20 protein-coding genes are annotated in these 22,385 nt (G+C 59.6%); 9 read left to right on the forward strand and 11 right to left on the reverse strand.

Features of this window, described 5'->3' with window-relative positions; all coding sequences use genetic code 11:
• Positions 1 to 29 precede the first annotated feature (29 nt).
• The 4 genes from QO005_RS04305 to trxB form a co-directional block, all read right to left on the reverse strand.
• Positions 30 to 1,142 (reverse strand): alkene reductase, encoded by a 1,113-nt coding sequence (locus tag QO005_RS04305; protein ID WP_307156752.1) that lies wholly within the window; start codon positions 1,140 to 1,142, stop codon positions 30 to 32.
• Positions 1,143 to 1,183: 41 nt separating this feature from the next.
• Entirely contained in the window at positions 1,184 to 1,534 is a 351-nt protein-coding gene (locus tag QO005_RS04310; RefSeq protein WP_307156753.1) for an ArsR/SmtB family transcription factor, read from the reverse strand.
• 557 nt (positions 1,535 to 2,091) lie between these two features.
• On the reverse strand, positions 2,092 to 2,988 hold the full coding sequence (locus QO005_RS04315) for a LysR family transcriptional regulator VtlR (RefSeq protein ID WP_307157071.1): 897 nt from the start codon (positions 2,986 to 2,988) through the stop codon (positions 2,092 to 2,094).
• A 22-nt stretch (positions 2,989 to 3,010) separates the two neighbouring features.
• Positions 3,011 to 3,985 (reverse strand): thioredoxin-disulfide reductase, encoded by a 975-nt coding sequence (trxB, locus tag QO005_RS04320; protein ID WP_307156754.1) that lies wholly within the window; start codon positions 3,983 to 3,985, stop codon positions 3,011 to 3,013.
• Between the two features lie 356 nt (positions 3,986 to 4,341).
• Here trxB and QO005_RS04325 point away from each other — a divergent pair, with 356 nt between their 5' ends.
• Positions 4,342 to 4,809 carry an Lrp/AsnC family transcriptional regulator gene (locus QO005_RS04325; RefSeq protein ID WP_307156755.1) on the forward strand — a complete coding sequence of 156 codons (468 nt, stop codon included), beginning with the start codon at positions 4,342 to 4,344 and terminating at the stop codon, positions 4,807 to 4,809.
• 42 nt (positions 4,810 to 4,851) lie between these two features.
• Here QO005_RS04325 and QO005_RS04330 read toward each other — a convergent pair whose 3' ends face one another.
• Positions 4,852 to 5,850 (reverse strand): WaaS/CpsH family glycosyltransferase, encoded by a 999-nt coding sequence (locus tag QO005_RS04330; RefSeq protein WP_307156756.1) that lies wholly within the window; start codon positions 5,848 to 5,850, stop codon positions 4,852 to 4,854.
• Positions 5,851 to 6,345: 495 nt separating this feature from the next.
• Between QO005_RS04330 and QO005_RS04335 the strand changes: the two genes are divergently transcribed.
• A complete protein-coding gene (locus QO005_RS04335) occupies positions 6,346 to 7,230 on the forward strand; it encodes a hypothetical protein (RefSeq protein WP_307156757.1) in 885 nt (294 codons plus the stop codon).
• Between the two features lie 44 nt (positions 7,231 to 7,274).
• Here the strand turns inward: QO005_RS04335 and QO005_RS04340 are convergent, their stop codons facing one another.
• Together QO005_RS04340 and QO005_RS04345 are read right to left on the reverse strand one after the other, a co-directional pair.
• The gene (locus tag QO005_RS04340) at positions 7,275 to 7,940 is read right to left on the reverse strand and encodes a glutathione S-transferase family protein (RefSeq protein ID WP_307156758.1); all 666 of its coding nucleotides are present in this window, start codon (positions 7,938 to 7,940) and stop codon (positions 7,275 to 7,277) included.
• A gap of 72 nt (positions 7,941 to 8,012) precedes the next feature.
• On the reverse strand, positions 8,013 to 8,729 hold the full coding sequence (locus QO005_RS04345) for a DUF1868 domain-containing protein (RefSeq protein ID WP_307156759.1): 717 nt from the start codon (positions 8,727 to 8,729) through the stop codon (positions 8,013 to 8,015).
• Positions 8,730 to 9,048: 319 nt separating this feature from the next.
• On the opposite strand from QO005_RS04345, the gene carB reads away from it, so the two are divergent.
• From carB to QO005_RS04370, 5 genes are all read left to right on the forward strand, one after another.
• Positions 9,049 to 12,531 (forward strand): carbamoyl-phosphate synthase large subunit, encoded by a 3,483-nt coding sequence (gene carB / locus QO005_RS04350; RefSeq protein WP_307156760.1) that lies wholly within the window; start codon positions 9,049 to 9,051, stop codon positions 12,529 to 12,531.
• Positions 12,532 to 12,744: 213 nt separating this feature from the next.
• Complete coding sequence (locus QO005_RS04355) at positions 12,745 to 14,031, forward strand: T6SS phospholipase effector Tle1-like catalytic domain-containing protein (RefSeq protein ID WP_307156761.1); 1,287 nt, start codon at positions 12,745 to 12,747, stop codon at positions 14,029 to 14,031.
• 393 nt (positions 14,032 to 14,424) lie between these two features.
• Positions 14,425 to 14,901 carry a transcription elongation factor GreA gene (gene greA / locus QO005_RS04360; RefSeq protein ID WP_307156762.1) on the forward strand — a complete coding sequence of 159 codons (477 nt, stop codon included), beginning with the start codon at positions 14,425 to 14,427 and terminating at the stop codon, positions 14,899 to 14,901.
• Positions 14,902 to 14,919: 18 nt separating this feature from the next.
• The gene (locus QO005_RS04365; protein ID WP_307156763.1) at positions 14,920 to 16,020 is read left to right on the forward strand and encodes a glycosyltransferase family 4 protein; all 1,101 of its coding nucleotides are present in this window, start codon (positions 14,920 to 14,922) and stop codon (positions 16,018 to 16,020) included.
• The gene (locus tag QO005_RS04370) at positions 16,020 to 16,805 is read left to right on the forward strand and encodes a glycosyltransferase family 25 protein (RefSeq protein ID WP_307157072.1); all 786 of its coding nucleotides are present in this window, start codon (positions 16,020 to 16,022) and stop codon (positions 16,803 to 16,805) included. The genes QO005_RS04365 and QO005_RS04370 overlap by 1 nt, the downstream gene beginning before the upstream one ends.
• A 208-nt stretch (positions 16,806 to 17,013) precedes the next feature.
• Here QO005_RS04370 and QO005_RS04375 read toward each other — a convergent pair whose 3' ends face one another.
• Positions 17,014 to 17,751: a hypothetical protein gene (locus QO005_RS04375; protein ID WP_307156764.1), complete on the reverse strand. Its 738-nt coding sequence runs from the start codon at positions 17,749 to 17,751 to the stop codon at positions 17,014 to 17,016.
• Positions 17,752 to 18,038: 287 nt separating this feature from the next.
• On the opposite strand from QO005_RS04375, the gene QO005_RS04380 reads away from it, so the two are divergent.
• A complete protein-coding gene (locus QO005_RS04380; RefSeq protein ID WP_307156765.1) occupies positions 18,039 to 19,436 on the forward strand; it encodes an MATE family efflux transporter in 1,398 nt (465 codons plus the stop codon).
• Positions 19,437 to 19,651: 215 nt separating this feature from the next.
• On the opposite strand, the gene carA is transcribed toward QO005_RS04380, so the two are convergent.
• Entirely contained in the window at positions 19,652 to 20,860 is a 1,209-nt protein-coding gene (gene carA, locus QO005_RS04385; RefSeq protein WP_307156766.1) for a glutamine-hydrolyzing carbamoyl-phosphate synthase small subunit, read from the reverse strand.
• A 290-nt stretch (positions 20,861 to 21,150) separates the two neighbouring features.
• On the opposite strand from carA, the gene QO005_RS04390 reads away from it, so the two are divergent.
• Positions 21,151 to 21,606: a GatB/YqeY domain-containing protein gene (locus tag QO005_RS04390; protein ID WP_307156767.1), complete on the forward strand. Its 456-nt coding sequence runs from the start codon at positions 21,151 to 21,153 to the stop codon at positions 21,604 to 21,606.
• A 20-nt stretch (positions 21,607 to 21,626) separates the two neighbouring features.
• On the opposite strand, the gene QO005_RS04395 is transcribed toward QO005_RS04390, so the two are convergent.
• Both QO005_RS04395 and QO005_RS04400 read right to left on the reverse strand, forming a co-directional pair.
• A complete protein-coding gene (locus tag QO005_RS04395) occupies positions 21,627 to 21,959 on the reverse strand; it encodes a BrnA antitoxin family protein (RefSeq protein ID WP_307156768.1) in 333 nt (110 codons plus the stop codon).
• Positions 21,925 to 22,212, reverse strand: coding sequence for a BrnT family toxin (locus QO005_RS04400; RefSeq protein ID WP_307156769.1), 288 nt, complete (start codon positions 22,210 to 22,212; stop codon positions 21,925 to 21,927). The genes QO005_RS04395 and QO005_RS04400 overlap by 35 nt, the downstream gene beginning before the upstream one ends.
• Positions 22,213 to 22,385 lie beyond the last annotated feature (173 nt).

Raw genomic sequence — 22,385 nt, forward strand, 5'->3', positions numbered from 1 at the left:
AAGGGCCGGGATATTTCTAGGATATGTGATCAATCCAGCGTCGGATAGTCGGTATAACCCTTTTCGCCGCCGCCGTAGAAGGTGGACTGGTCACCCTGGTTGAGCGGTGCATTTTCCTTCAGGCGGCGCACCAGATCGGGATTGGCGATGAAGGCCTTGCCGAAGGCCACCATGTCGGCCTTGCCGCTTTCCACCGCCTCAATGGCCAGATCGCGGCTATAGCCGTTATTGGCGATCCAGGCGCCCTTGCCGCCAGCATTGCGATAGGCGGCTTTGAAACCTGCCCAATCGAAGGGCTTGCCGCCCATCTGCTGATCGCGCGGGCCGCCGGTGGCGCCCTCGATGACATGGATGAAGGCAAGGTTATGGGCCGCCAGCTTTTCCGCCAGCAGGTTATAGCTTGCCTGCGGATCGGCATCGGCATTGTTGTTGGCAGGCGTGACGGGCGAGAGGCGAATGCCGGTGCGGCCACCGCCGATTTCCTTGACGATGGCCTCCACCACTTCCAGCGTCAGCCGCAGGCGATTTTCAACAGATCCACCATAGGCATCGGTGCGCCTATTGCTCTCGGAGCTCATGAACTGCTGGAGAAGATAGCCGTTGGCGGCATGGATCTCCACGCCGTCGAAACCGGCTTCGATGGCGGCGCGGGCGGCCTTGCGGTAGTCCTCGATCAGGCCGGGGATTTCCGAAAGCTCCAGCGCGCGGGGCTCGGAGGTTTCTACGAAGGCGCCGGTGCCATCGGGATTGATGATATAGGTCTTGGATTTGGCAGGCACGCCGGAAGGCGAGACCGGCTGACCGCCATTCGGCTGCAGTGAGCTATGGGAAATGGCGCCCACGTGCCAGAGCTGCGTGACGATCTTGCCGCCTGCCTCATGCACGGCCTTGGTCACGGCCTTCCAGCCTTCGATGGCTTCCGGCTTGTAGAGGCCGGGCACATCGGCATAGCCCTGCGCCTGATGCGAAATGGCGGTGCCTTCCGTCACCAGCAGGCCTGCGGTGGCGCGCTGGGCGTAATAGGTGGCGGTCATCGGCTTCGGCACGGCCTGGGGCGAGCGGTTGCGCGTCAAGGGCGCCATCGCAATGCGGTTTGCAACCTCGATATCGCCGACCTTGAGGGGATCGAACAGCGTAGCCATGGAATGTCCTTTCAAATAGGAGGAGTCTCTGGAGGGGGGTGTCAGAGGGCCGTGGACAGGCGCGAGACGAAGGCGGCAATGGCCTCTTCATTGCGCTTGTAATAATTCCACTGGCCCAGCTTGGAGGAGGTGATCAGCCCGGCGCGCTGCAAGGTAGCAAGATGGGCGGAAACGGTGGATTGCGAGAGCCCGCAACGCTCGAACTGCCCGGCGCAGACCCCAAGTTCCGGCGAGCAGTGCTGCGGGCTGAAATGGAGCTGCGGCTCCTTCAGCCATTGCAGCATGTCGCGGCGCACGGGATGGGAGATCGCTTTCAGGACCTCATCGACATCGGGGGCTTGGTTGGTCGGCGCCTGATCGGGCAGGGCTTGGTTAAGCTGTATATCGTTCATGACCGATATGTATATCGGGAATTTTCGATATCAAGGGCGGCAAGGGAAGGAGCAGGCAAAAAAAAGGCGCCACGAGGCGCCTTGAGTTGAGAAGGTCTCTAGACCTCCAGAGGGGAACAGCTGAAGAAATGCTACCGAGAGGGGCACTCGCGTTCAGCTACACTTGAAGATAGTTCAATCCCCGCCGATTTCAAGAGGCGGTGCAAAACTTTGTTGCATCTGCGCACATTCACCGCCTGCAACAAGGGCAGGATCTGTCTGAAAAAAGCACAAGGCGAAAAAAAAGGGCCACCGGATTGCTCCAGGGCCCATAAAGTTTGAAGGTTATAAACCTCCAGAGGGGAACAGCTGGTGCGGTGGAACTGGGAGGAAAGCCACCGTGTGCATCAGCTGTGAGCGATATGGTGGTTTTTTGTGCAGCGAACAATGCTTTTTTGTGCATGGGAGGCATGCGGATGCCGCATGTCTGCCGTTCCTGTCGTAATTAGAATACTATAACGTGCCGAACTGAAGCTGAAAACCCCTTCCAATTCAGGGGTTTTGCAGATTTCTTCCGGTCAGAAACTCCAATTGCGCGCCTTGGAGACGATGAAATCGCGGAAAACTTTCAGCTTGGCGGCATTCTTCATTTCATCGGGATAGCAGAAATAGGTGTCGAAGGATGGCACGTCTGCATTGATCGGCAACTGAATCAGGCCCGGGTCGCGCCCGACGATATAGTCCGGCATGCAGGCGATGCCGATTCCCAGCAGGCAGGCCCGCTTGATCGAGGTCTGGCTGTTGATCTGCAGATGCGGAATGCGGCGGTTGTCGGAAGAGCGGCCCGCCACTTCCAGCCAGTTCACATCGAGCAGATAGTTCGGTGCCGGTTCGCCGAAGGTGATGATGCGGTGATTGTCCAGATCTTCCAGCGTCTGCGGTTCGCCATGCCGGTTGATATAAGAGGGCGCGGCATAGACATGCATGTGCACGGTGAAGAGCTTGCGCTGGATCAGGTCCGATTGCTGTGGCTGGCGCAGGCGAATGGCGCAGTCGGCATGGCGCATGTTCACATCCAGTTCCTCGTTGTCGAGGATGAGCTGGATGGACATGTCCGGGTAAAGCTGCAGGAATTCCTGGACCTTGTCGGTCAGCCAGCCCTGGCCGAGACCGACAGTGGTGGTGACGCGCAGCTTGCCGCTCGGCTTTTCGGTCGCCTCCGTCAGCTGCATCTTTACCGTTTCGAGCTTCAGCAGCACGTCATGGGCGGTGCGATAGAGCAATTCGCCCTGTTCGGTCAGGATCAGCCCGCGCGCATGGCGGTGGAAAAGCTTGACGCCGACATCCTGCTCCAGCGCGCTCACCTGCCGGCTGATCGCCGATTGCGACAGATGCAGCTTGTCGGCGGCGTGGGTGAAGGAACCGGCTTCGGCGGCTGCGTGAAAAATGCGCAGCTTGTCCCAGTCCAGCGGCATTCCTCCACCTCGCATCATTCGCTTACTCCGCGGCTTGGGCGGGCGCCGTGACAGCCGCCAGATAACGTTCTGCTTCCAGCGCCGCCATGCAGCCCATGCCGGCAGCGGTGATGGCCTGGCGATAGACATCGTCGGTCACATCGCCCGCGGCAAAGACGCCGGGCACATCGGTGGCGGTGGAATCGGGGGCGGTCCACAGATAGCCGTTGGACTTCAGCTTCAGCTTGCCCTTGAAAAGCTCGGTGGCGGGCGCATGGCCGATTGCCACGAACACGCCGTCAATAGCCATGTCGGTCACGCTGCCGCTGACCATATCCTTGAGTTTCACCCCGGTGACGGAGGGCGGCATGGGCGGCTTGGCGGGTGTGCCGGTGATTTCATCCACCACCGTGTTCCACAGCACCTTGACGTTTTCCTTGGCGAAGAGCCGCTCCTGCAGGATCTTTTCCGAACGGAAACTGTCACGCCGATGCACGACGGTGACGCTTTTGGCGATATGCGAGAGATAGAGCGCTTCTTCCACGGCGGAATTGCCGCCGCCAACCACGATCACATCCTTGTTGCGGTAGAAAAAGCCGTCGCAGGTGGCGCAGGCGGACACGCCGAAGCCCTGGAAATGCTGCTCGCTCTCGATGCCGAGCCACTTGGCCTTGGCGCCGGTGGCAATGATCAGCGTATCGGCGGTCCAGACATGGCCGGAATCGGTTTTGACCGTGAAGGGACGACGCGACATCTCCACCTCGGTCACCAGATCGTTGACGATCTCGGCGCCGACATGGGTGGCCTGCTTGAGCATCTGCTCCATCAGCCACGGGCCCTGGATGGGATCGGCAAAGCCCGGATAGTTTTCGACATCCGTAGTGATCATCAATTGTCCGCCCTGTTCCATGCCGGCGATGAGAACCGGCTTCAGCATGGCGCGGGCGGCATAGATGGCGGCGGTGTAACCGGCGGGGCCGGAACCGATGATCAGCACCTTGGTGTGACGGGCAGACATGACAAATCCTTTCAGTCGGCACGGGATCTCGTGGGAGGCCTGATATAGGCGATGAACCGCGCCGGCTCATCCCCCATTTATGAATGATCCATGCATTAGTTCAAGGGCTGCCTTGCGTTAATAACAGGGCATTGGGAAGAGCTATCATTCGCGGGAGCCGTGATTAACATTTTTGTGCGCGGTTTCGACATAATCTTGCGCCACAGGCCGGTGCAGGTCATAACCGCTGACAGTCTAGAGCGTTTCATTGTTTCACGGAAACATTGAAACGCTCTAACTCTTTGTTTCTACGCATTTCCGGACGGAAAACCGGTTTCCACTTTTCCTGGAAATGCTCTATATGGAAAGGGCCCCTGGTGTTTCGCGCCGAACTCGATGCCATCGATCTGAGGATCCTGCGGGAATTGCAGCGGGATGGCCGCATGACCAATGTGGAGCTTTCCGAGCGGGTGGGCATTTCAGCGCCGCCCTGCCTGCGGCGGGTGCGCAAGCTGGAAGAAACCGGTATCATCCAGGGCTATCATGCGCTTCTGAACGGCCCGAAGCTCGGCTTCGATCTCGTCGCCTTCTGCATGGTCGGGCTGAAGCACCAGTCGGAAGCCAATCTCAAATCCTTCGCCGCCGCCACGGAAAACTGGCCGCTGGTGCGCCAGGCCTGGATGGTGAACGGTGAAAGCGATTTTCTGCTGCATTGCGTGGCGGAAAATCTCACCCGCTTTCAGGATTTCGTCATCGAAACGCTGACAGCCAACGAACATGTCGACACGGTTCGCACCATGCTGACCATCCGCCAGGTCAAGCGCCTGGGACTGGTTGAAATCTGACGTTTGTCAGGGACCCGTGACGCACTTTGTTGCTGAAACGACTCAGCCCGCCAGCGAGAGCCGTTGCCGCTGGACGAAGGCCGGAGCGCCTTTGGTCAGGCACTGGCTGATCACGGCATCCACGGAATAGAGCGCCTTGATGGCGGGATCGATCTCCACGAAAGGCTTTGCCATGAAGGCTTCGATGCCCTCGAGCGAGTTGAACGTGTCCAGCACGAAGATATTGTTGGGGTGATAGAAGGCTTCGCTGACGATGTGGCGATTGTTGGTCAACAGCTTGCGCCCGTAGATCATCGCTTCCAGAGGGCGCAGTGTCAGCCCTTCCTGTCCGCTCTGGAGAATATCGATGATGCAGCGTGCCGAAAGGTTTTCCGCCAGATAGTCGGGATAGGGCACGGAGCGCTTGTCACGTCGGGTCTTGCTCCACCAGTGCTTTTTCTCGATCTTGCGATCGGTGAATTTCAGGGAGACGCTGAACCCCTTTTCGCCGAGCCGCCGTCCCAATCCCTCGATCAGCCGGCTGCGGCCCTTTTCCCGTCCGAGAAAGGAAAAGTCCGTCATCTGCTCCCGATGCGGAATGGCGGCGACCGGGGCGATATATTGCCGGTAGGGTTCGAAACCATAGGCGCGGCAATCCTGCGGGTCGAAAGAGATGACCTTGTGCCCCGCCGCGATGATTTCCTTGAGAAAGGGGATGATCACTCCCTTGGCCGCCACCGGATTGCGGATGATGATCGAAATCGGTACCGCCGGCTTATGCGCAACGATATAGCGCAGCACTTCCTCACGTTCGTTGACGATGAAATGCGCATTCGGAAAGCGCGCAAACACCTGCGCCATGACCTGATAATAAAGCCTGTGGCGCTGAAAGGCGGGCGTTATTTTGTAAAACGGATTCTTCTGGGCCAGCTTCTTGATATGCAAAACCGTCACGTCGAACCGCGTCTGGTCTGCCTGCTGCCAGAAGAAGTCCTCGTAATCTGCCCACATGCCGAGGCAGACGATTTGCGTGCGCTGACGGTTGCTGTTGTCGACCTTCACATCATTCCCCGAATGCCAATGTTTATAGGACCGCGAGATGAAGCCGGTCCCACATTCGGCATCTTTTCCAACGAGGTCCCTCGATATGGTCCAGGCCTGAGGCTGATTTATGGCAAGCGACAGCATGTCGCGCAAAAGTGTGCAGCGGTTTTGCGAGAACGACATGCGTTATACGAAGAGTCATTGAAGATGACTGTTCGTATTCACTTTTCGAATATCTCAAGCCCCTGATGCATTTGAGATATTCGAAATCTCTTCAAGGCGAGGATGCGTTAGCATCTTCGAGCCTTGGTATTAAAACAAGAATGTAAAGCACGTTGCATGAGGCTGATAAGCCGCAACGTGCTTGAGTGGTCTGATTTTGATATGTGTGGCCGGTCGCTCAAGGCAAATGTCCGCAGCTCCTCGTTTATTGGATAAAGCCGTTTATGGATTTCGCCGCCCGATACATCTTGCTAAAAGAGGTGCAAGCGAAAGATGATGAGGGATTGAAACATGCAGATCGAGAGGTTTTTGGGAGGCATTCCGCTCAAGAAAGCGGAGGGACCATTTCCCGATGCCTTGCATCGATTGGCGCATATTCGCCATCCGCACGCGGGCGATAGCGTTGCCTGGGCCGATTTGCCCCAGATGATCGACCGGCTGGATGCTGGCGAATTTTCCCGCAACGCGCCTCTCTATATCTCTTATTATACGGCCAATACGCCTTACGAGGCGCTGGCGGACAGCCTGCGCCGCTCGCTGGACAGGCTCGGCCTTGAACACCGCATCGAGGCCATTCCCTCCCTCGGCTCCTGGGTGGCGAATACCGGGCTGAAATCGGCCTTCATCGAACGGGTCTGGCAGGAAAGTGACAGGCCCATCTGCTGGGTGGATGCGGATGCGGACGTGCTGCGACGCCCGGATTTCCTGAACGACAATCCCTTCGATATCAGCCTCGTCTGCCGCCACGGCTGGTATTTCATTTCCAGCTTCGTCTATCTGAACAAGACCCCGGCGGCAGGGCTGATCGTCAAGCGCTGGGCGGAACTGGCGCGGGAAAATCCCCATGTCTGGGATCAGGTCCTGCTGACGCTCGCCTGGTATGAGGTGGCGCGGGGCGAGCCTGTGTCCTCACTTTTCCTGCCGGATGGTGTGTTCCGTTTTCCCCGGCCCTGGCTGCGGGATTTGCGGGACAAGCTGATCTACCACCCGTTGAAGCGCAAGATGCGCCCCTTCATCGATCAGAAACAGGCATCGCGCAGCCTCAAGTCCTTTGTCGACGGCTCGAAGAAGCGGGAAAATGAACTTGGCAGCGATGATGTCTCGCCGCATTTCCGTGAGGCGTTGACGCGGCATGATTTCCGCCGCGTCTATCCCGTCGAGCAGATCTTCGCCTGATTGTGGACGGTTCAGGGTGTTGCCACTTTTCTCAGGACAATACTTTAGGAGCTAGCGAAGATATAGGCCCCCCGCTCCAGGGCGCGCTTATAGGCAGGGCGCGCGCGGATGGCGTCCAGATAGCGGCGAATGGCGGGGATGGCGAATGATTTCGGCAGTTCGGTCATGGCCGCTTCCACGGGAAAGCTCATGGCAATATCGGCCCCGGTCAATGTGCTGCCGGTGAAGAAGCCGTCCTTCGACAGTTCCGATTCCCAGAAGGTGAGATGATCAACGACCTGCGGATCGATGAAGCCGTTGACCATCGCCTTTGAGATCATTCGCGCCAGCGGCCTCAGCAGCCATGGCACCTGGCGCGGCATACGGGCAATGACGATTTTCAGAAAGAGAACCGGCATGGCGGAGCCTTCCGCATAATGCAGCCAGTAGCGATAGCGCGTATAGGCCTCGCTTCCGGCTTCCGGTTTCAGCCCGGCACCGCCATAGGTATCGATCAGATAGTCGATGATGGCGCCGCTCTCGGCGTAAATGCGCCCGTCATCCTCGATCACCGGCGATTTGCCCAGCGGGTGCACGGCCTTCAGCTCGGAAGGCCCCCTGAAATCGGCGCCACGGCGATAGGTCCTGATCTGGTAATCGATCCCCAGCTCCTCCAGAAGCCACAGGATGCGATGGGCCCGGGAATGCTGGAGATAATGGACTGTGATCATGATATCCATCCTTCTGTCTGCGCCCCACATCAGGATGGTTCATCAACCCTTGATGTAAATCAAGAATGATATTCAATCCAGAATTACGACCTCCTCAAAGCGCGTCATGTCTTCGAAGGTGGAAAAAGCGGGCGGATCAAGCTCCAGACATGCGAACTTAGCCTGAAAATGCCGGGTTTCGCGCTGCAGCACCTCCTCCCAGTGACAGAGGGCTGTGTCAGAAAAACGGCTGAGGACGTAAGCGAAACCTACGTGGAATTCATAGGTCTCGTGATCGGGATGGCGATAGCCGAACAGCCTCGCCAGCCGGTCGCGCCAGTCGGCGAGGGCGGCTTTGTCTTCTTCATCCACGGGTTCGAGGATCATGGCGGTGGGTGTGAGCGCCGTCAGCCCCAGGCGAAACCCCGGGCCCGCCCGGAAATGCTTCAGTCTTTGGCAAAAGATCTCCGTCACGTCCTCGATGGGCGTATCCAGCGGCAGATCCTGCGGCCAGTAGGGCAGGGCGCGGCGCGTGTCGATCACGCCCTGAAACAGCGTCATGTGCAGGCTGGAGACGGGCGTGAAGGCGAGCTTATCAGCCTCCGGCAATTCCTGATAGAGCGCCCGCAAGGCGATGATGGCGCCCTGGCTGGCCGAGCCTTCGGTGAGATGGCAGACCACGCTGTTGCCAGGTTCCTTGAGGAAGCGGCCCTGTGCATCGAAGCGGATGCCCATATGGGCAAGTGGCTCCGGATTGCAGCTTGCGGAAAAACCGGCAAGGCGTGCGGGCGGATTGACGGGGAATGTCATCTGGAACTCCGGCAAAAGGATTGGTATTCATGGCGCTGCGCCAGTGTGGGCAAGCCCCGCGGAGCAGCCGTGATCCTTGTGAATGCGGTGGGTTTTTGTCGCGCGGTTTTCTAAAGGTGATGCGCGACGCGCGTGTGACAGGGACGGCGAAAGGCGGGCGCTTTCCAAATTGTTGGTAAAGGTGAAGATTCGGGGTTCCGCTCGGCAGAACTATTGCCTATAAGCCGCGTCTAGCCTGAAAAGACCAAATATCTGCGCCCGGCCGGCAATCTCTTGCCCTGGCTGGCTTTTCGCGCAGGTAAAGAGAACGGATAGAGCCATGCCAAAGCGCCAAGATTTGAAATCCATCCTCATCATCGGCGCGGGGCCGATCGTCATCGGCCAGGCTTGCGAATTCGACTATTCCGGCACCCAGGCTTGCAAGGCGTTGAAGGAGGAGGGCTACCGCGTCATTCTCGTCAACTCCAACCCGGCCACCATCATGACCGATCCGGGTCTGGCCGACGCCACTTACGTGGAGCCGATCACGCCGGAAGTGGTGGCCAAGATCATCGCCAAGGAGCGTCCCGATGCGCTGCTGCCCACCATGGGCGGTCAGACGGCCCTGAACACGGCGCTGTCGCTGAAGCGCATGGGTGTGCTCGACCGCTATAATGTCGAGATGATCGGCGCCAAGCCGGAAGCCATCGACAAGGCCGAGGACCGCGCCCTGTTTCGCGAAGCCATGGCGAAGATCGGCCTCGAGACGCCGCGCTCCATGCTGGCCAACGCCACCGAGATCAAGGACGCGGACCGCAAGAAGCATGAGGCTGAGCGTGCCAAGCTGCGCGAGACGCTCACCGGCGATGCGCTGGACAAGGCCCTGGATGAGCTGGAAAACCAGTGGAACCTCGGCGAAACCGACCGCAAGCAGCGCTATATGAGCCATGCCATGGCCATCGCCGCCCAGGCGCTGGACCATGTCGGCCTGCCCGCCATCATCCGCCCGTCCTTCACGCTCGGCGGCACCGGTGGCGGCATTGCCTATAACCGCTCGGAATTCTTCGACATCGTTTCCGGCGGTCTCGATGCCTCTCCTACCACCGAAGTGCTGGTGGAGGAATCGGTGCTGGGCTGGAAGGAGTATGAGATGGAAGTGGTCCGCGACAAGGCGGACAATTGCATCATCGTCTGCTCCATCGAAAACATCGATCCGATGGGCGTGCATACCGGCGATTCCATCACCGTTGCCCCGGCGCTGACGCTGACGGACAAGGAATACCAGATCATGCGCAACGCCTCGCTTGCGGTGCTGCGCGAGATCGGCGTCGAAACCGGCGGCTCCAACGTGCAGTTTGCGGTCAATCCGAAGGATGGCCGTCTGGTCGTCATCGAAATGAACCCGCGCGTCTCGCGCTCCTCGGCGCTCGCTTCCAAGGCCACCGGCTTCCCGATTGCCAAGGTCGCGGCCAAGCTTGCCATCGGTTACACGCTGGATGAGCTGGAAAACGACATCACCGGCGGCGCGACGCCCGCCTCCTTCGAGCCGTCCATCGATTACGTCGTCACCAAGATCCCGCGCTTTGCCTTCGAGAAATTCCCCGGCGCAAGCCCGGTTCTCACCACGGCGATGAAGTCGGTCGGTGAAGTCATGGCCATTGGCCGCACCTTCGCCGAATCGCTGCAGAAGGCGCTCCGCGGCCTCGAAACCGGCCTGACCGGTCTCGACGAGATCGAAATTCCCGGCATCGGCCAGGGTGACGACAAGAACGCCATCCGCGCCGCCATCGGCACGCCGACGCCGGACCGCCTGCGCATGGTGGCGCAGGCGCTGCGCCTTGGCATGTCGGAAGCGGAAGTGCACGAAGGCTGCAAGATCGATCCATGGTTCATCGCCCAGTTCAAGGCGATCGTCGACATGGAAGCCCGCATTCGTGAGCACGGCCTGCCGCAGGATGCGGAAAACCTGCGCATGCTGAAGGCCATGGGCTTTTCCGACGCGCGCCTGGCCTCGCTGACCGGCGGCAAGCCCAAGGATGTCGCCATGCTGCGCAACGGGCTTGGCGTGCGGCCGGTCTTCAAGCGCATCGATACCTGTGCGGCCGAATTCGCCTCGCCGACGGCCTATATGTATTCCACCTATGAAACGCCGTTCGTCGGGGCAGCCCGTTCCGAAGCCCAGGTTTCGGACCGAAAGAAGGTGGTTATTCTCGGCGGCGGTCCGAACCGCATCGGCCAGGGCATTGAATTCGACTATTGCTGCTGCCATGCCGCCTTCGCGCTGAAGGATGCCGGCTTCGAAGCCATCATGATCAACTGTAACCCGGAAACGGTTTCCACCGATTACGACACGTCCGACCGGCTCTATTTCGAGCCGCTGACGGCGGAAGACGTGATTGAAATCCTGCGCGCCGAGCAGGAAAAGGGTGAAGTTGTCGGCGTGATCGTGCAGTTCGGCGGCCAGACGCCGCTGAAACTGGCCGAAGCACTGGAAAAGAACGGCATTCCGATCCTCGGCACCGCGCCTGACATGATCGATCTGGCGGAAGACCGCGACCGCTTCCAGAAGCTGCTGATGAAGCTGGACCTGACGCAGCCGAACAACGGCATCGCCTATTCGGTCGAGCAGGCCCGCCTCGTTGCGTCGGAAATCGGCTTCCCGCTGGTGGTGCGCCCCTCCTACGTTCTGGGCGGCCGCGCCATGCAGATCATCCACAATGAGAGCATGCTGCAGAGCTATCTGCTCGACACCGTGCCGGAACTGGTGCCGGAAGACATCAAGCAGCGCTATCCGAACGACAAGACCGGCCAGATCAACACGCTGCTCGGCAAGAACCCTCTGCTGTTCGACAGCTACCTCACCAATGCCATTGAGGTGGATGTCGATGCGCTCTGCGACGGCGAAAGCGTCTTCGTCTCGGGCATCATGGAGCATATCGAGGAAGCCGGTATCCACTCCGGCGATAGTGCCTGCTCGCTGCCGGTGCGCTCGCTGCCGAAGGATCTGGTGGACGAGTTGGAGCGCCAGACCACGGCGCTGGCCAAGGCGCTGAATGTCGGTGGTCTGATGAACGTGCAATATGCCATCAAGGACGGCACGATCTACGTTCTGGAAGTCAATCCGCGTGCCTCGCGCACCGTGCCCTTCGTCGCCAAGACCATCGGCGCGCCGATTGCCAAGATCGCCGCCCGCATCATGGCTGGCGAAAAGCTGGATGCGGCGATCCATGCCTATGGCGAAAAGCCCGATCCGCGCAATCTCAAGCATATCGCCGTCAAGGAAGCCGTCTTCCCCTTCGCGCGCTTCCCCGGTGTCGATACGCTGCTCGGCCCGGAAATGCGCTCCACCGGCGAGGTGATCGGTCTCGACCGCAATTTCGCGCTCGCCTTCGCCAAGAGCCAGTTGGGTGCAGGCGTGGAACTGCCGCGCGAAGGCACGGTCTTCGTGTCGGTGCGCGACGAGGACAAGAGCCGCGTCCTGCCCGCCATCAAGCTCCTGGTCGCCATTGGTTTCAGGGTGCTCGCCACCGGCGGCACGCAGCGCTATCTGGCCGAACAGGGCATCGAGGCGGTGAAGATCAACAAGGTTCTGGAAGGCCGCCCGCATATCGAGGATGCCATCCGCAATCGTCAGGTCCAGCTGGTGATCAACACCACGGACAGCAACAAGGCGATTTCCGATTCGAAATCGCTGCGCCGTGCGGCGCTGATGCAGAAGGTGCCGTACTACACCACCATGGCTGGTGCGCTGGCCGCGGCGGAAGCCATCGAGGCGCTGAAGAAGGGCCAGTTGGAAGTTCAGCCGCTGCAAAGCTACTTCTGAGATCGAGAATTGCCTGACAGAAAACCCTCCGGCCTGACCGCCGGAGGGTTTTTTTATGTCAATTCAGCCCATCGAGTGTTTTTACCTATTTCCGGGCGGAACGCCGGGTTCCCCTTTTCCTGGAAATGCTCTCAGCTCGTCCATTTTGTAAAATCAAGATTGTATTTTTATAATTTGCAACCATGATGCTGGCCATGGTCAAGGGGGCGGCTTATGGGCAGAAATATTGTTATCCTGTTTGATGGAACATCCAATGAAATCTCGGCGGACCGGACCAATATCGTCCGCCTGCTCGGCTGCCTGAAGCGCGGAGAGCAACAACTGGTCTATTACGAACCGGGTGTCGGCACTTTCGGCGCCGACGACAACTGGTTTCGCGGCATCCGCAAGCTGACGGAAACCTGGGGCCTCGCCACCGGCTGGGGGCTGGATCACAATGTCAAGCAGGCCTATCGCTTTCTGGTGGAGAATTACCGTGCGGCTCCCCGCAACGACAAGGGAGAGAAGATGGGCGAGGACGACCGGATTTACATTCTCGGCTTCAGCCGCGGCGCCTATACGGCGCGGGTGCTGGCCGGTTTCATCCACAGCCTCGGTATCATCGCGCCGAATTTCATCAATCTCGTCGAATTTGCCTACCGGACTTACAAGACGATTCCCCCCGAACAGCGGGATGGCCGCACTGCCGAGACGGAAGGGCGCGCCCCTTCGGCCTTCGCTGCCATGCGCCTTTACGAGCGCACCCTGCGGGGCGTGCGTCCGGCCATTACCTTTCTCGGCGTTTTCGATACGGTTTCCACCGTCATCAACCAGACAAGCCGTGGGCTGACCTTCCAGACCTTTCCCTTCACCACCACCAACCCTAGCATTGCCGCCGTGCGCCATGCCTGCGCGCTGGATGAGCGGCGCACCATGTTCCGCCCGGTCTACTGGAAGCCGGATCAGGACTTCTGGGGCGGCCCATTCCGGCCGAAGGACCCGGACAAGATCAGAAAGCAGGATTTCAAGGAGGTCTGGTTCGCGGGCGATCACTGCGATGTCGGCGGCGGTTATCCGGAGGCTGAAAGTGCGGCGGCAAAAATTCCGCTGTCCTGGATGATCGAGGAAAGCCGCCAGTTCGGCCTGCTGTTTCATGAAAAAAGCGTGCAGGATCTGGTCTATGCCTGCAATCCCGCCCATGGCCGCGTCAAGCCCAGTCCGCTGGGGCGCCTGCATAATTCCATGACGCTCGCCTGGAAGGTGCTGGAAATCCTTCCGCGCCGCATTCCCTGGTCGTCCTGGCGGCGGCGCAAGGATCCCCATGGCTGGTATATTCCGCTGTGCGACCCGCGGCTGGTGCGCGATCCTGCACGGATTCACCAATCTGTTCTGGATCGGATGAAGCTTTCTCCCGCCGCTGCGCCCTATCATCCAATCAATATGCCGGAGTCGTACCAGATTGAGCCATGGACGGGGCCTGTGGTGGCTGAAATGCTTCAAAATGAGGCAGAAACTGCCTGAAATGTTCAGTTTTTGATTACCTTTACCAAAGGTTAAGCACACAGGAGCAAAATGAGCGGTTAAATGGCGTCGATGGCCCCGCAGACGCGGTGGTACGCTATTATCCGTGATCCCGATGACGCGACGCATGAAATATCTGCTGCTGGCCTTCGCCTTGTCCCTGTTCATCTGGGTGGCGCTGCTGGGGGTTGTTCTGCAGATTTGGCGCCTTATATCGCCATGAACTGCGACTTTATGGCGGGTCCGGGCGGATTTTCGAATTCTCTGGAAATTCGCAGCCGCGTTCTGCTATAGTTTGCGCAGGATGATTTGCAACTGGTTCCGTGGCTTTGCTCCGGAACCTGTTTTCTTTTCATGGCCGCCCTTGTGGCCGTGAGTGTGAAGGAAGAGGAAATGGTTGATAAGGTACCGATGACGCAGAACGGCTTCGCCAAGCTTCAGGAAGAACTGCGCTGGCGTCAGCAGGAAGAGCGTCCGCGCATCATCGAGGCAATTTCGGAAGCGCGCGCCCATGGCGACCTCTCGGAAAATGCCGAGTATCACGCCGCCAAGGAAGCGCAGAGCCATAATGAAGGCCGCATCACCGAGCTGGAAGACCTGATCGCGCGCGCCGAAGTCATCGATCTGTCGAAAATGTCCGGTTCCAAGATCAAGTTCGGCGCCACCGTCAAGCTGGTCGATGAGGATACCGAGGAGGAAAAGATCTACCAGATCGTTGGCGATCAGGAAGCCGACGTGAAGGCTGGCCGCATTTCCATTTCCTCGCCGATTGCGCGTGCGATGATCGGCAAGGAGGCTGGTGACAGCATCGAGGTCGTGGCGCCCGGTGGCTCCAAGGCCTACGAAATCCTCAACGTCAGCTGGGGTTGATTGCAGCCGATCCCGCCCGTGCAGAGCCTTTCCGACATCCGGGTGATTGCGCCGCATTTTAAGCGGCGCCTGTCCGGTGTGACCTCCACCCTGGTTCAACTCATTCCGGAGCAGCGCCGCCGGGGGCTGGGCATCGTCACGCTCGGCCCCGGCCTGCCGCCCGGCATGCCGGCCCTGTCCTGGGCAGCGCTTCCACGGCTGTGGAAGAGGCCGCAAGGCGCATCGCACCGCATCTGGCATGCCCGCCGCAACAATGAAATGCTGGCGGGCATCGTGCTCAAGCATGTCCTGCGCATGCCGCTGAAACTGCTTTTCACCTCCGCCGCCCAGCGCCACCATACCGGCTATACCCGCTGGCTGATTGCCAGAATGGATGGCGTGGTCGCGACCAGCGCCAGATCCGGCTCCTTCCTCAAGGTGCCGCACCGGGTCATCCGCCATGGCGTGGATACCGCGCTCTTTCATCCGCCCGGCCCGCAGGACGCGCTCGAAGGCACCGGCCTGCCGGGACGCTATCTCATCGGCTGTTTCGGGCGCGTGCGGCACCAGAAGGGCACCGATCTCTTCGTTCAGGCGATGATCGCGCTTCTGCCGCGCTATCCGGAGTGGACAGCGGTGATTTCAGGGCGCGTGACGGCGGAACATACCGGCTTTGCCGACGACCTGAAGCGACGGATCAAGGCGGCGGGGCTGGACAGCCGGATTGTCTTTCTGGGCGAGGTGGATGACATCAAGCCCTGGTACAGGCGGCTGACGCTCTATGTCGCGCCCTCGCGCAACGAGGGGTTTGGTCTTACGCCTCTGGAGGCCATGGCCTCGCAAACCGCAGTGGTCGCCTCCGATGCGGGGGCCTATGCCGAACAGATCGCCCCCGGCGAAACCGGCGCCGTGGTGCCGGCTGGCGATGGCGGGGCGTTGCGGCAGGCGCTGGAACCTTATCTGGCCGACCCGGCCTTGGCCGAGCAGCATGGCCGCCGGGGTCTCGATCATGTGCGCCAGCATTTTGCCCTTGCCCGCGAGGCCGAGGCGCTGGAAGAGGTCTATTCCAGCCTGCTCGGCCAACCTGTTATCGGCCAAACTGTTATCGGCCAACCTGTTATCGGTAAGAGCCGGGCGTGATGGCCATGCAGGTCTTCGTCATCAATCTTGCCCGCGCCACCGACCGGTTTTCCTTCCAGACCCGGCAACTAACGGCCCTCGGCCTTGCCTTCGAGCGTGTCGAGGCGGTGGATGCGGGCATGTTGGACGGGGAGTGGCCGCAAGGCTTCTGGACCGGCTGGGAACGGCCGATGAGCGATGTGGAAAAGGCCTGTTTCCTTAGCCATCACCGTCTCTGGCAGCGGATTGCCGAAGGCAGCGGCCCGGCACTCATTCTGGAGGATGATGCCATGCTCTCCTCCCGCCTGCCGAACCTTCTTGCCCAGTTGCAGGCGGCCTCTGGCCTTGAGCATGTCACGCTGGAAACCCGCGCCCGGCGCAAGCTTCTGGCGCGCAAACCGCATCCGCAATGGCCGTTGAAACGTCTTTATCAGGATCGCTCGGGTGCTGCGGCCTATGTGCTGTGGCCGGAAGGGGCGCGCAAGCTTCTGGCCCGCACCGCCCGCCATGCCGCCATTGCCGATGCGGTGCTGTGCGCGGCTTACGAGCTTTCCTCCTGGCAGGCGGACCCGCCGCTTGCGCTGCAACTGGATCGCGCTGCCCATTACGGCCTGCCGCAGCCGCTGCAAACGCAGTCTTCAATCCTCGACAGCCGCCCGAAGGTGAAGCTCCCTCTGCCTTATCGCCTGCGCCGCATCAAGGCGCAATTGCGCATGGGGCTCCGGCAGCTTGCGCACAGCCAGGATGGGGAGCGGCGCGACCTTCGGCCTGATCCGGCGGATTTTGCCTATCTGAATGCGATATAAAGCATTTCCAGGAAAAGTGTAGTTGCGGTTTTCCGTCCGGAAATGCGCAGAAACAAAGAGTTAGAGCGTTTCAATGTTTCCGTGAAACAATGAAACGCTCTACAGCGCCGTGCGCCATATATGGCGCACTAAGGTTCGCTGTAGCGCTTTAAATCTGCTGCATAATTTTATCCTTAAATCGGTTCCGATTTAAGGAATTATGCAGTAGCTATTGAGACCACCAGCCGGTGCGTTCGCGCTGGTGTAATTCCTTCAGCCGGTGAAAGGCGGTGTCTTCGTCCTGCAGCCGGTCAAACACGGTTTTCAGGATCATGCCCACCGGTCCGCGCGCCATCAGCGGATCGAGCCGCCAGCGGGTATTGCGCCAGGTATCGTCCGTGCCGATGGTAAAGCAGGAGAGGCCGGAAAACAGCGGCACCAGTTCCCGCTGCACCAGCGCCACCTTGTCGGAAGAAAGCGGTGCAGGGGCCGGATCGGCCAGCACGCGCTCGGTTTCATAAATCTTCACCGTGTTGACCAGCGTCGAGATCAGTATGGCAATCGCCCGGTTGGCGGGATCGGGGTCGTGATCGGCAAAGGTATCGGCGGCGGAAATCAACCAGCGCAGATTGAGATGCTCACAGAGAAATTCTCCCTCCGCCTCCCACAAGGTTCTGAATTGCAGGAAGGTGTCCGGCAGTTGAAACTCCCGCCGGATCAGCACGATCAGCCGGGCGTGGTGAAAGACCAGTTCCGGCTGCCCGGAAAATTCCCGCCTGAGATTGACCAGATGCAGATCCAGGGATTTTTCAGAGCCCCGGGTCTGCACCGGCTGATCGCCATCGATGATTTTGGTTTTCAGGATCTCGGTATCCGTCACCGGTTGCGCATGTCGTCCTGCACCCCAGCGTTTGCGATGCTGGTTGAAGGACAGCAAGCGTTCCAGACGAGACTTCTTGCGGGGCATGGCAGATCCTGACGGCTTTGTTCGTCTCCGTCTTATCCGCTTGGCCCCGCGCCTGTCAAAAGGTCACCGTGGGGGCGCTTCATTCCCGTCTTTTGCTGCGGTTACATTTCGCTCCGAGACGCGTCTTGGGAACAGCCATAAAGGCGCAACCGATCACCGCAATTGATGCATCCACGCGTTTTTTTGAACAAAAGCTAATCGTCTTGAAAACGACATCGGTTTGACGTAACCACCATCATCGCCGCTCACCAGCCCCTGGAAGCGGCTTTTTGTTTTGGAAGTTCGTCATGTCCGCCATATCGTTTCAGCAAGGCTCTCAGGCCGTCTCCAGTTGGTCCTCGCATTTCAAGGCGACGCTGTCGCTCGGTGTGCCGTTGATCGGGGCGCAGCTTGCCCAGCTTGGCATCCATACCACCGATGTCGTGATCATCGGTCAGTTGGGTGCGGAGCTTCTGGCCTCCATGGTGCTGGCGGCGCAGTTCTTCTTCGTGGTCTTCATTTTCGGCTCGGGTTTTGCCATGGCCGTCATGCCGATGGTTGCCAATGCCTATGGGCAGGATGACGTGCGTTCGGTGCGCCGCGCCATCCGCATGGGCATGTGGGTGTCCATCGCTTACGGCCTGCTGGTCATGCCGCTGTTTTTCTATGCCGAGCCGATTCTGCTTTCGCTCGGTCAGGTGCCTGCCGTGGCGGCGGTCGCGGCGCATTATCTGCACATCGCCCAGTTCGGCATGTTCCCGGCCCTGCTGTTTGCCGTGCTGCGCGGCGTGGTCAGCGCCTCTGGCCGAGCCGGGGTGGTGCTGTGGATCACCATCGGCATGCTGCTGATGAATGCCCTGCTGGCCTATATCCTCGTGCTCGGCCATTTTGGTCTGCCGCCGCTTGGCATGACAGGGGCGGCCATCGTGGCGGCCAGCGTGCAATGGGCGGGCTTTCTGGCCATGGTGGCCTATCTGCAATGGCGGCCGGATACGCGCAAATACGAACTCTTTGTCCGCTTCTGGCGGCCGGACTGGCATGCGCTCTGGGATGTGATGCGGCTTGGCCTGCCGATCAGCGTCACGGTGCTGGCCGAAGCCGGGCTGTTTACGGCGGCCTCGCTGCTGATGGGCAGCATCGGTACGGTGGAGCTCGCCGCCCATGGCATTGCGCTGCAACTGGCTTCCATCGCTTTCATGATCCCGCTGGGTCTTTCCCAGGCGGCCACGGTGCGTGTCGGCGTTGCCCATGGGCGCGGTGACTACGGCGATCTCGTGCGTGCCGCCGTCTCGGTGACGGCGCTGGCGGTGCTGATTGCGCTGGCAGGGGCAACGCTGTTCATTGTGGCCTCGGATGAACTGAGCGGGCTTTTTCTCGACCGCAGCCGCGCCGATGCCGCCGCCGTGCTCGATTATGCCGGTCCGTTGGTGGTCATCGCCGGTATCTTCCAGCTTGTCGATGGCTTGCAGGCCATCGGCGCCGGTCTGCTGCGCGGGCTCAAAGATGCCCGGGTGCCGATGATCCTGGCGCTGATTTCCTACTGGCCCATCGGCTTCCTGCTTGCCTGGGTCATGGGCTTCCCGCTGGGTCTGGGCGGCGTGGGCGTCTGGTACGGTTTCCTCATCGGCCTGACCAGTGCGGCGGCGCTGCTGCTGGGCCGCTTCCATCTTCTCCTCAAAAAGGAAATGCGGGGCAGCGCGGCCTGATACGAAGGGCCATTGAAGATGGCAGTTCGTATTCCCTTTTCGAATATCTCAAGCCCCTGATGCATTTGAGATATTCGAAATTCCTTCAAGGCGAGGATGCGTATGCATCTTCGAGCCTTGGTATGACAAAGAGAGTCAAGTCTTTCATAAGCTGAATCGAAAAGGCCAGCCAAGAGATTGGCTGGCCTTCATTTTTTGTGTTATCGACCTCGTTTTCAGGCGCGCTCGGCCAGGGCCGGTTCGCCCTTCTTTTCACGCACCAGATTGATGAAGCGGCGGAAGAGGTAGTGGCTGTCCTGCGGGCCGGGCGAGGCTTCCGGGTGGTGCTGCACGGAAAACACCGGCTTGCCGGTCACGCGCAGGCCGCAATTGGTATTGTCGAAAAGCGAAATGTGAGTCTCTTCAACGCCTTCCGGCAGCGACTTCGAATCCACCGCGAAGCCGTGGTTCATGGAGACGATCTCCACCTTGCCGGTGGTGAAGTCCTTGACCGGATGGTTCGCGCCGTGATGGCCCTGATGCATCTTTTCCGTCTTGGCGCCGAGCGCCAGACCCAGCATCTGGTGACCGAGGCAGATGCCGAACATCGGGATATCGGTCTTGATCAGCGTCTTGATCACCGGCACGGCATATTCACCCGTGGCCGCCGGGTCGCCGGGGCCGTTGGAGAGGAAGATGCCATCCGGGTTGAGTGCCAGGATTTCCTCGGCGCTGGTGGTGGCGGGCACCACGGTCACCTTGCATTTCAAGCCGCTGAACAGGCGCAGGATGTTCCGCTTCACGCCGAAATCCACGCAGACCACGTGATAGTCTTCGTCCTTGTCGGCCAGTTCGCTGAAGCTTTCATTCCAGACCCAGGGCTTTTCGCTCCAGGTGGAGGATTGGCCGGAGGAAGCAACCTTGGCAAGATCGAGACCGACGAGCCCGCTCCAAGCCCGGGCCTTCGCCTTCAGCGCCTCGATATCGAAATTGCCGTTCGGGTCATGGGCGATGACGGCATTCGGGGCGCCATGCTCGCGGATCCAGGCGGTCAGCGCGCGGGTGTCGATACCGGAGAGGCCGATGATGCCGCGAGCCTTCAACCAGGCATCCAGATGCCGGGAGGCGCGGTAGTTGGACGGCTCGGTGATGTCGGCTTTGAAGATCACGCCGACAGCGCCGTGGCGGGCGGCAGGCGTCAGGTCTTCAATGTCTTCCTCATTGGTGCCGACATTGCCGATATGCGGGAAGGTGAAGGTAACGATCTGGCCGAGATAGGAAGGATCGGTGAGGATTTCCTCATAGCCGGTCAGTGCCGTGTTGAAGCAGACTTCGGCTTCCACGGCGCCGGTCGCGCCGATGCCGCGGCCTTCGATCACCGTGCCGTCAGCCAGAACGAGGATGGCGGTGGGCTTGGCAGTCGTCCATGGGGATGTCGCGGTCATATCCATTCCTTTTCCAGCCGGGCGCGCCGGTTTTCACCGCAGCCGCGAGGCTCTAGATGTGGCAAGTGTCGCCGCGCGGATGGTCACCGCGCGTTTTGCCCTGATGTCGATGTGTGTGCAGGCGATGGTACATAGACGAGAAGCCGGGGGGCGGTCAATTGTTCCGGCAGGCTTTTCCCGCATTTCTGCCCTGCGTGAACAGCGGTGCACCATTGCAAGCCATCGGCCCCGTGGCTATTTAGCGGCTTATCAAAACACGTCGCCCGGCTTGCTCCGGGAAGGAGAACACCATGCTACGCGAAACCCTGACCGCCGCCCTGAAAGAGGCCATGAAGGCCAAGGATAGCCGCCGTCTGTCCACCATTCGCCTGATGCAGTCCGCTATCAAGGACCGCGACATCGCCAATCGCGGCGAGGGCAAGGCGGAAGCCAGCGATGACGATATCCTGCAACTCTTCGCCAAGCTGGTGAAGCAGCGCGACGAATCGGCGAAGATTTACGAGGAAAACGCCCGCCCCGAACTCGCCGCCCAGGAGCGCGAGGAAGCCGCTATCATCAAGGGCTTCATGCCGGAGCAGATGAGCGATGAAAAGGTGCGCGAAGCCATTGCCGCCATCATCGCCGACATCAATGCCGAGGGTGTGCGGGACATGGGCAAGGTGATGGCGGCGCTGAAAGAGCGCTATGCCGGCCAGATGGATTTCGCCAAGGCCTCCGGCACGGTCAAGGAATTGTTGAGCAAGTGATATCTCCGGGCGAGAGGCGGCTACTTCGTGAGCCGCTTCTGCTCGTTCAGGAAATGACGCAAGACCGCATTGATGCGCGTCTGATAGCCCTTGCCGGAAGATTGAAAATAATCGACGATATCTTCGTCAAGGCGGATGGAAATGGCTTTTTTCTTCTGCGGGTAAACCATTTTAGCCTGTGACCAGTCGATGTCGATATGGTCTTGCCAATCAGCATCGTCGCGCATGGCGCGTTCGATATCCTCATCAGTGAGCGCATCGACACGCTGCCAGTCCGTCAGGCTTTTTTGGCCTTGCTTGCGTTTCTCAAGAAGCTCTTCAAGAGTAACGTGCGTAATATTCTCTTCGCTCATTGGCTCTTGCTGCACGTGCGGAAATGATCCGGCACTCGTGTCCTCTCATTGTATAAATGACCGCGATCAGCTTGCCTGTAAAAGGGCATATAGCGACGGTACGGTATTCATCGCCTCGGATGGAAACGTATTCGTATCTTGGCTGGTTCAACGCAATGGCTGCATCCTCAAAGTCGATGCCATGTTTGTGCAAATTTATGACACGTTTTTTTTCATCCCACTTGAACTCCTTGAGTTCTAACTCTGTTTTCATTTCCAGTCCTCACAGCGTTTCTAAGGTACGAAATCATCGTCTGTCGCTCCTTGATTGGCCGTGATTGGCCTGGTTGCATTGCCTTCCATAAGGGAACCAATGCTTTCTTGTATATACACTTGTATTTCATGTCAAGCTGTGAATAACGGGGCTGACCTTTCAAGCCCATGGCG

The organism is Allorhizobium paknamense (assembly GCF_030815125.1).
Lineage (GTDB): Bacteria > Pseudomonadota > Alphaproteobacteria > Rhizobiales > Rhizobiaceae > Allorhizobium > Allorhizobium paknamense.

Excerpts from the sequence above, each read along its gene's own strand:
- QO005_RS04305 (WP_307156752.1), bottom strand. The coding sequence starts at position 1,142 with ATGGCTACGCTGTTCGATCCCCTCAAGGTCGGCGATATCGAGGTTGCA.
- QO005_RS04310 (WP_307156753.1), bottom strand. The coding sequence starts at position 1,534 with ATGAACGATATACAGCTTAACCAAGCCCTGCCCGATCAGGCGCCGACC.
- QO005_RS04315 (WP_307157071.1), bottom strand. The coding sequence starts at position 2,988 with ATGCCGCTGGACTGGGACAAGCTGCGCATTTTTCACGCAGCCGCCGAA.
- trxB (WP_307156754.1), bottom strand. The coding sequence starts at position 3,985 with ATGTCTGCCCGTCACACCAAGGTGCTGATCATCGGTTCCGGCCCCGCC.
- QO005_RS04335 (WP_307156757.1), top strand. The coding sequence starts at position 6,346 with ATGCAGATCGAGAGGTTTTTGGGAGGCATTCCGCTCAAGAAAGCGGAG.
- QO005_RS04340 (WP_307156758.1), bottom strand. The coding sequence starts at position 7,940 with ATGATCACAGTCCATTATCTCCAGCATTCCCGGGCCCATCGCATCCTG.
- QO005_RS04345 (WP_307156759.1), bottom strand. The coding sequence starts at position 8,729 with ATGACATTCCCCGTCAATCCGCCCGCACGCCTTGCCGGTTTTTCCGCA.
- carB (WP_307156760.1), top strand. The coding sequence starts at position 9,049 with ATGCCAAAGCGCCAAGATTTGAAATCCATCCTCATCATCGGCGCGGGG.
- QO005_RS04355 (WP_307156761.1), top strand. The coding sequence starts at position 12,745 with ATGGGCAGAAATATTGTTATCCTGTTTGATGGAACATCCAATGAAATC.
- greA (WP_307156762.1), top strand. The coding sequence starts at position 14,425 with ATGGTTGATAAGGTACCGATGACGCAGAACGGCTTCGCCAAGCTTCAG.
- QO005_RS04370 (WP_307157072.1), top strand. The coding sequence starts at position 16,020 with ATGGCCATGCAGGTCTTCGTCATCAATCTTGCCCGCGCCACCGACCGG.
- QO005_RS04375 (WP_307156764.1), bottom strand. The coding sequence starts at position 17,751 with ATGCCCCGCAAGAAGTCTCGTCTGGAACGCTTGCTGTCCTTCAACCAG.
- QO005_RS04380 (WP_307156765.1), top strand. The coding sequence starts at position 18,039 with ATGTCCGCCATATCGTTTCAGCAAGGCTCTCAGGCCGTCTCCAGTTGG.
- carA (WP_307156766.1), bottom strand. The coding sequence starts at position 20,860 with ATGACCGCGACATCCCCATGGACGACTGCCAAGCCCACCGCCATCCTC.
- QO005_RS04390 (WP_307156767.1), top strand. The coding sequence starts at position 21,151 with ATGCTACGCGAAACCCTGACCGCCGCCCTGAAAGAGGCCATGAAGGCC.
- QO005_RS04395 (WP_307156768.1), bottom strand. The coding sequence starts at position 21,959 with ATGAGCGAAGAGAATATTACGCACGTTACTCTTGAAGAGCTTCTTGAG.
- QO005_RS04400 (WP_307156769.1), bottom strand. The coding sequence starts at position 22,212 with ATGAAAACAGAGTTAGAACTCAAGGAGTTCAAGTGGGATGAAAAAAAA.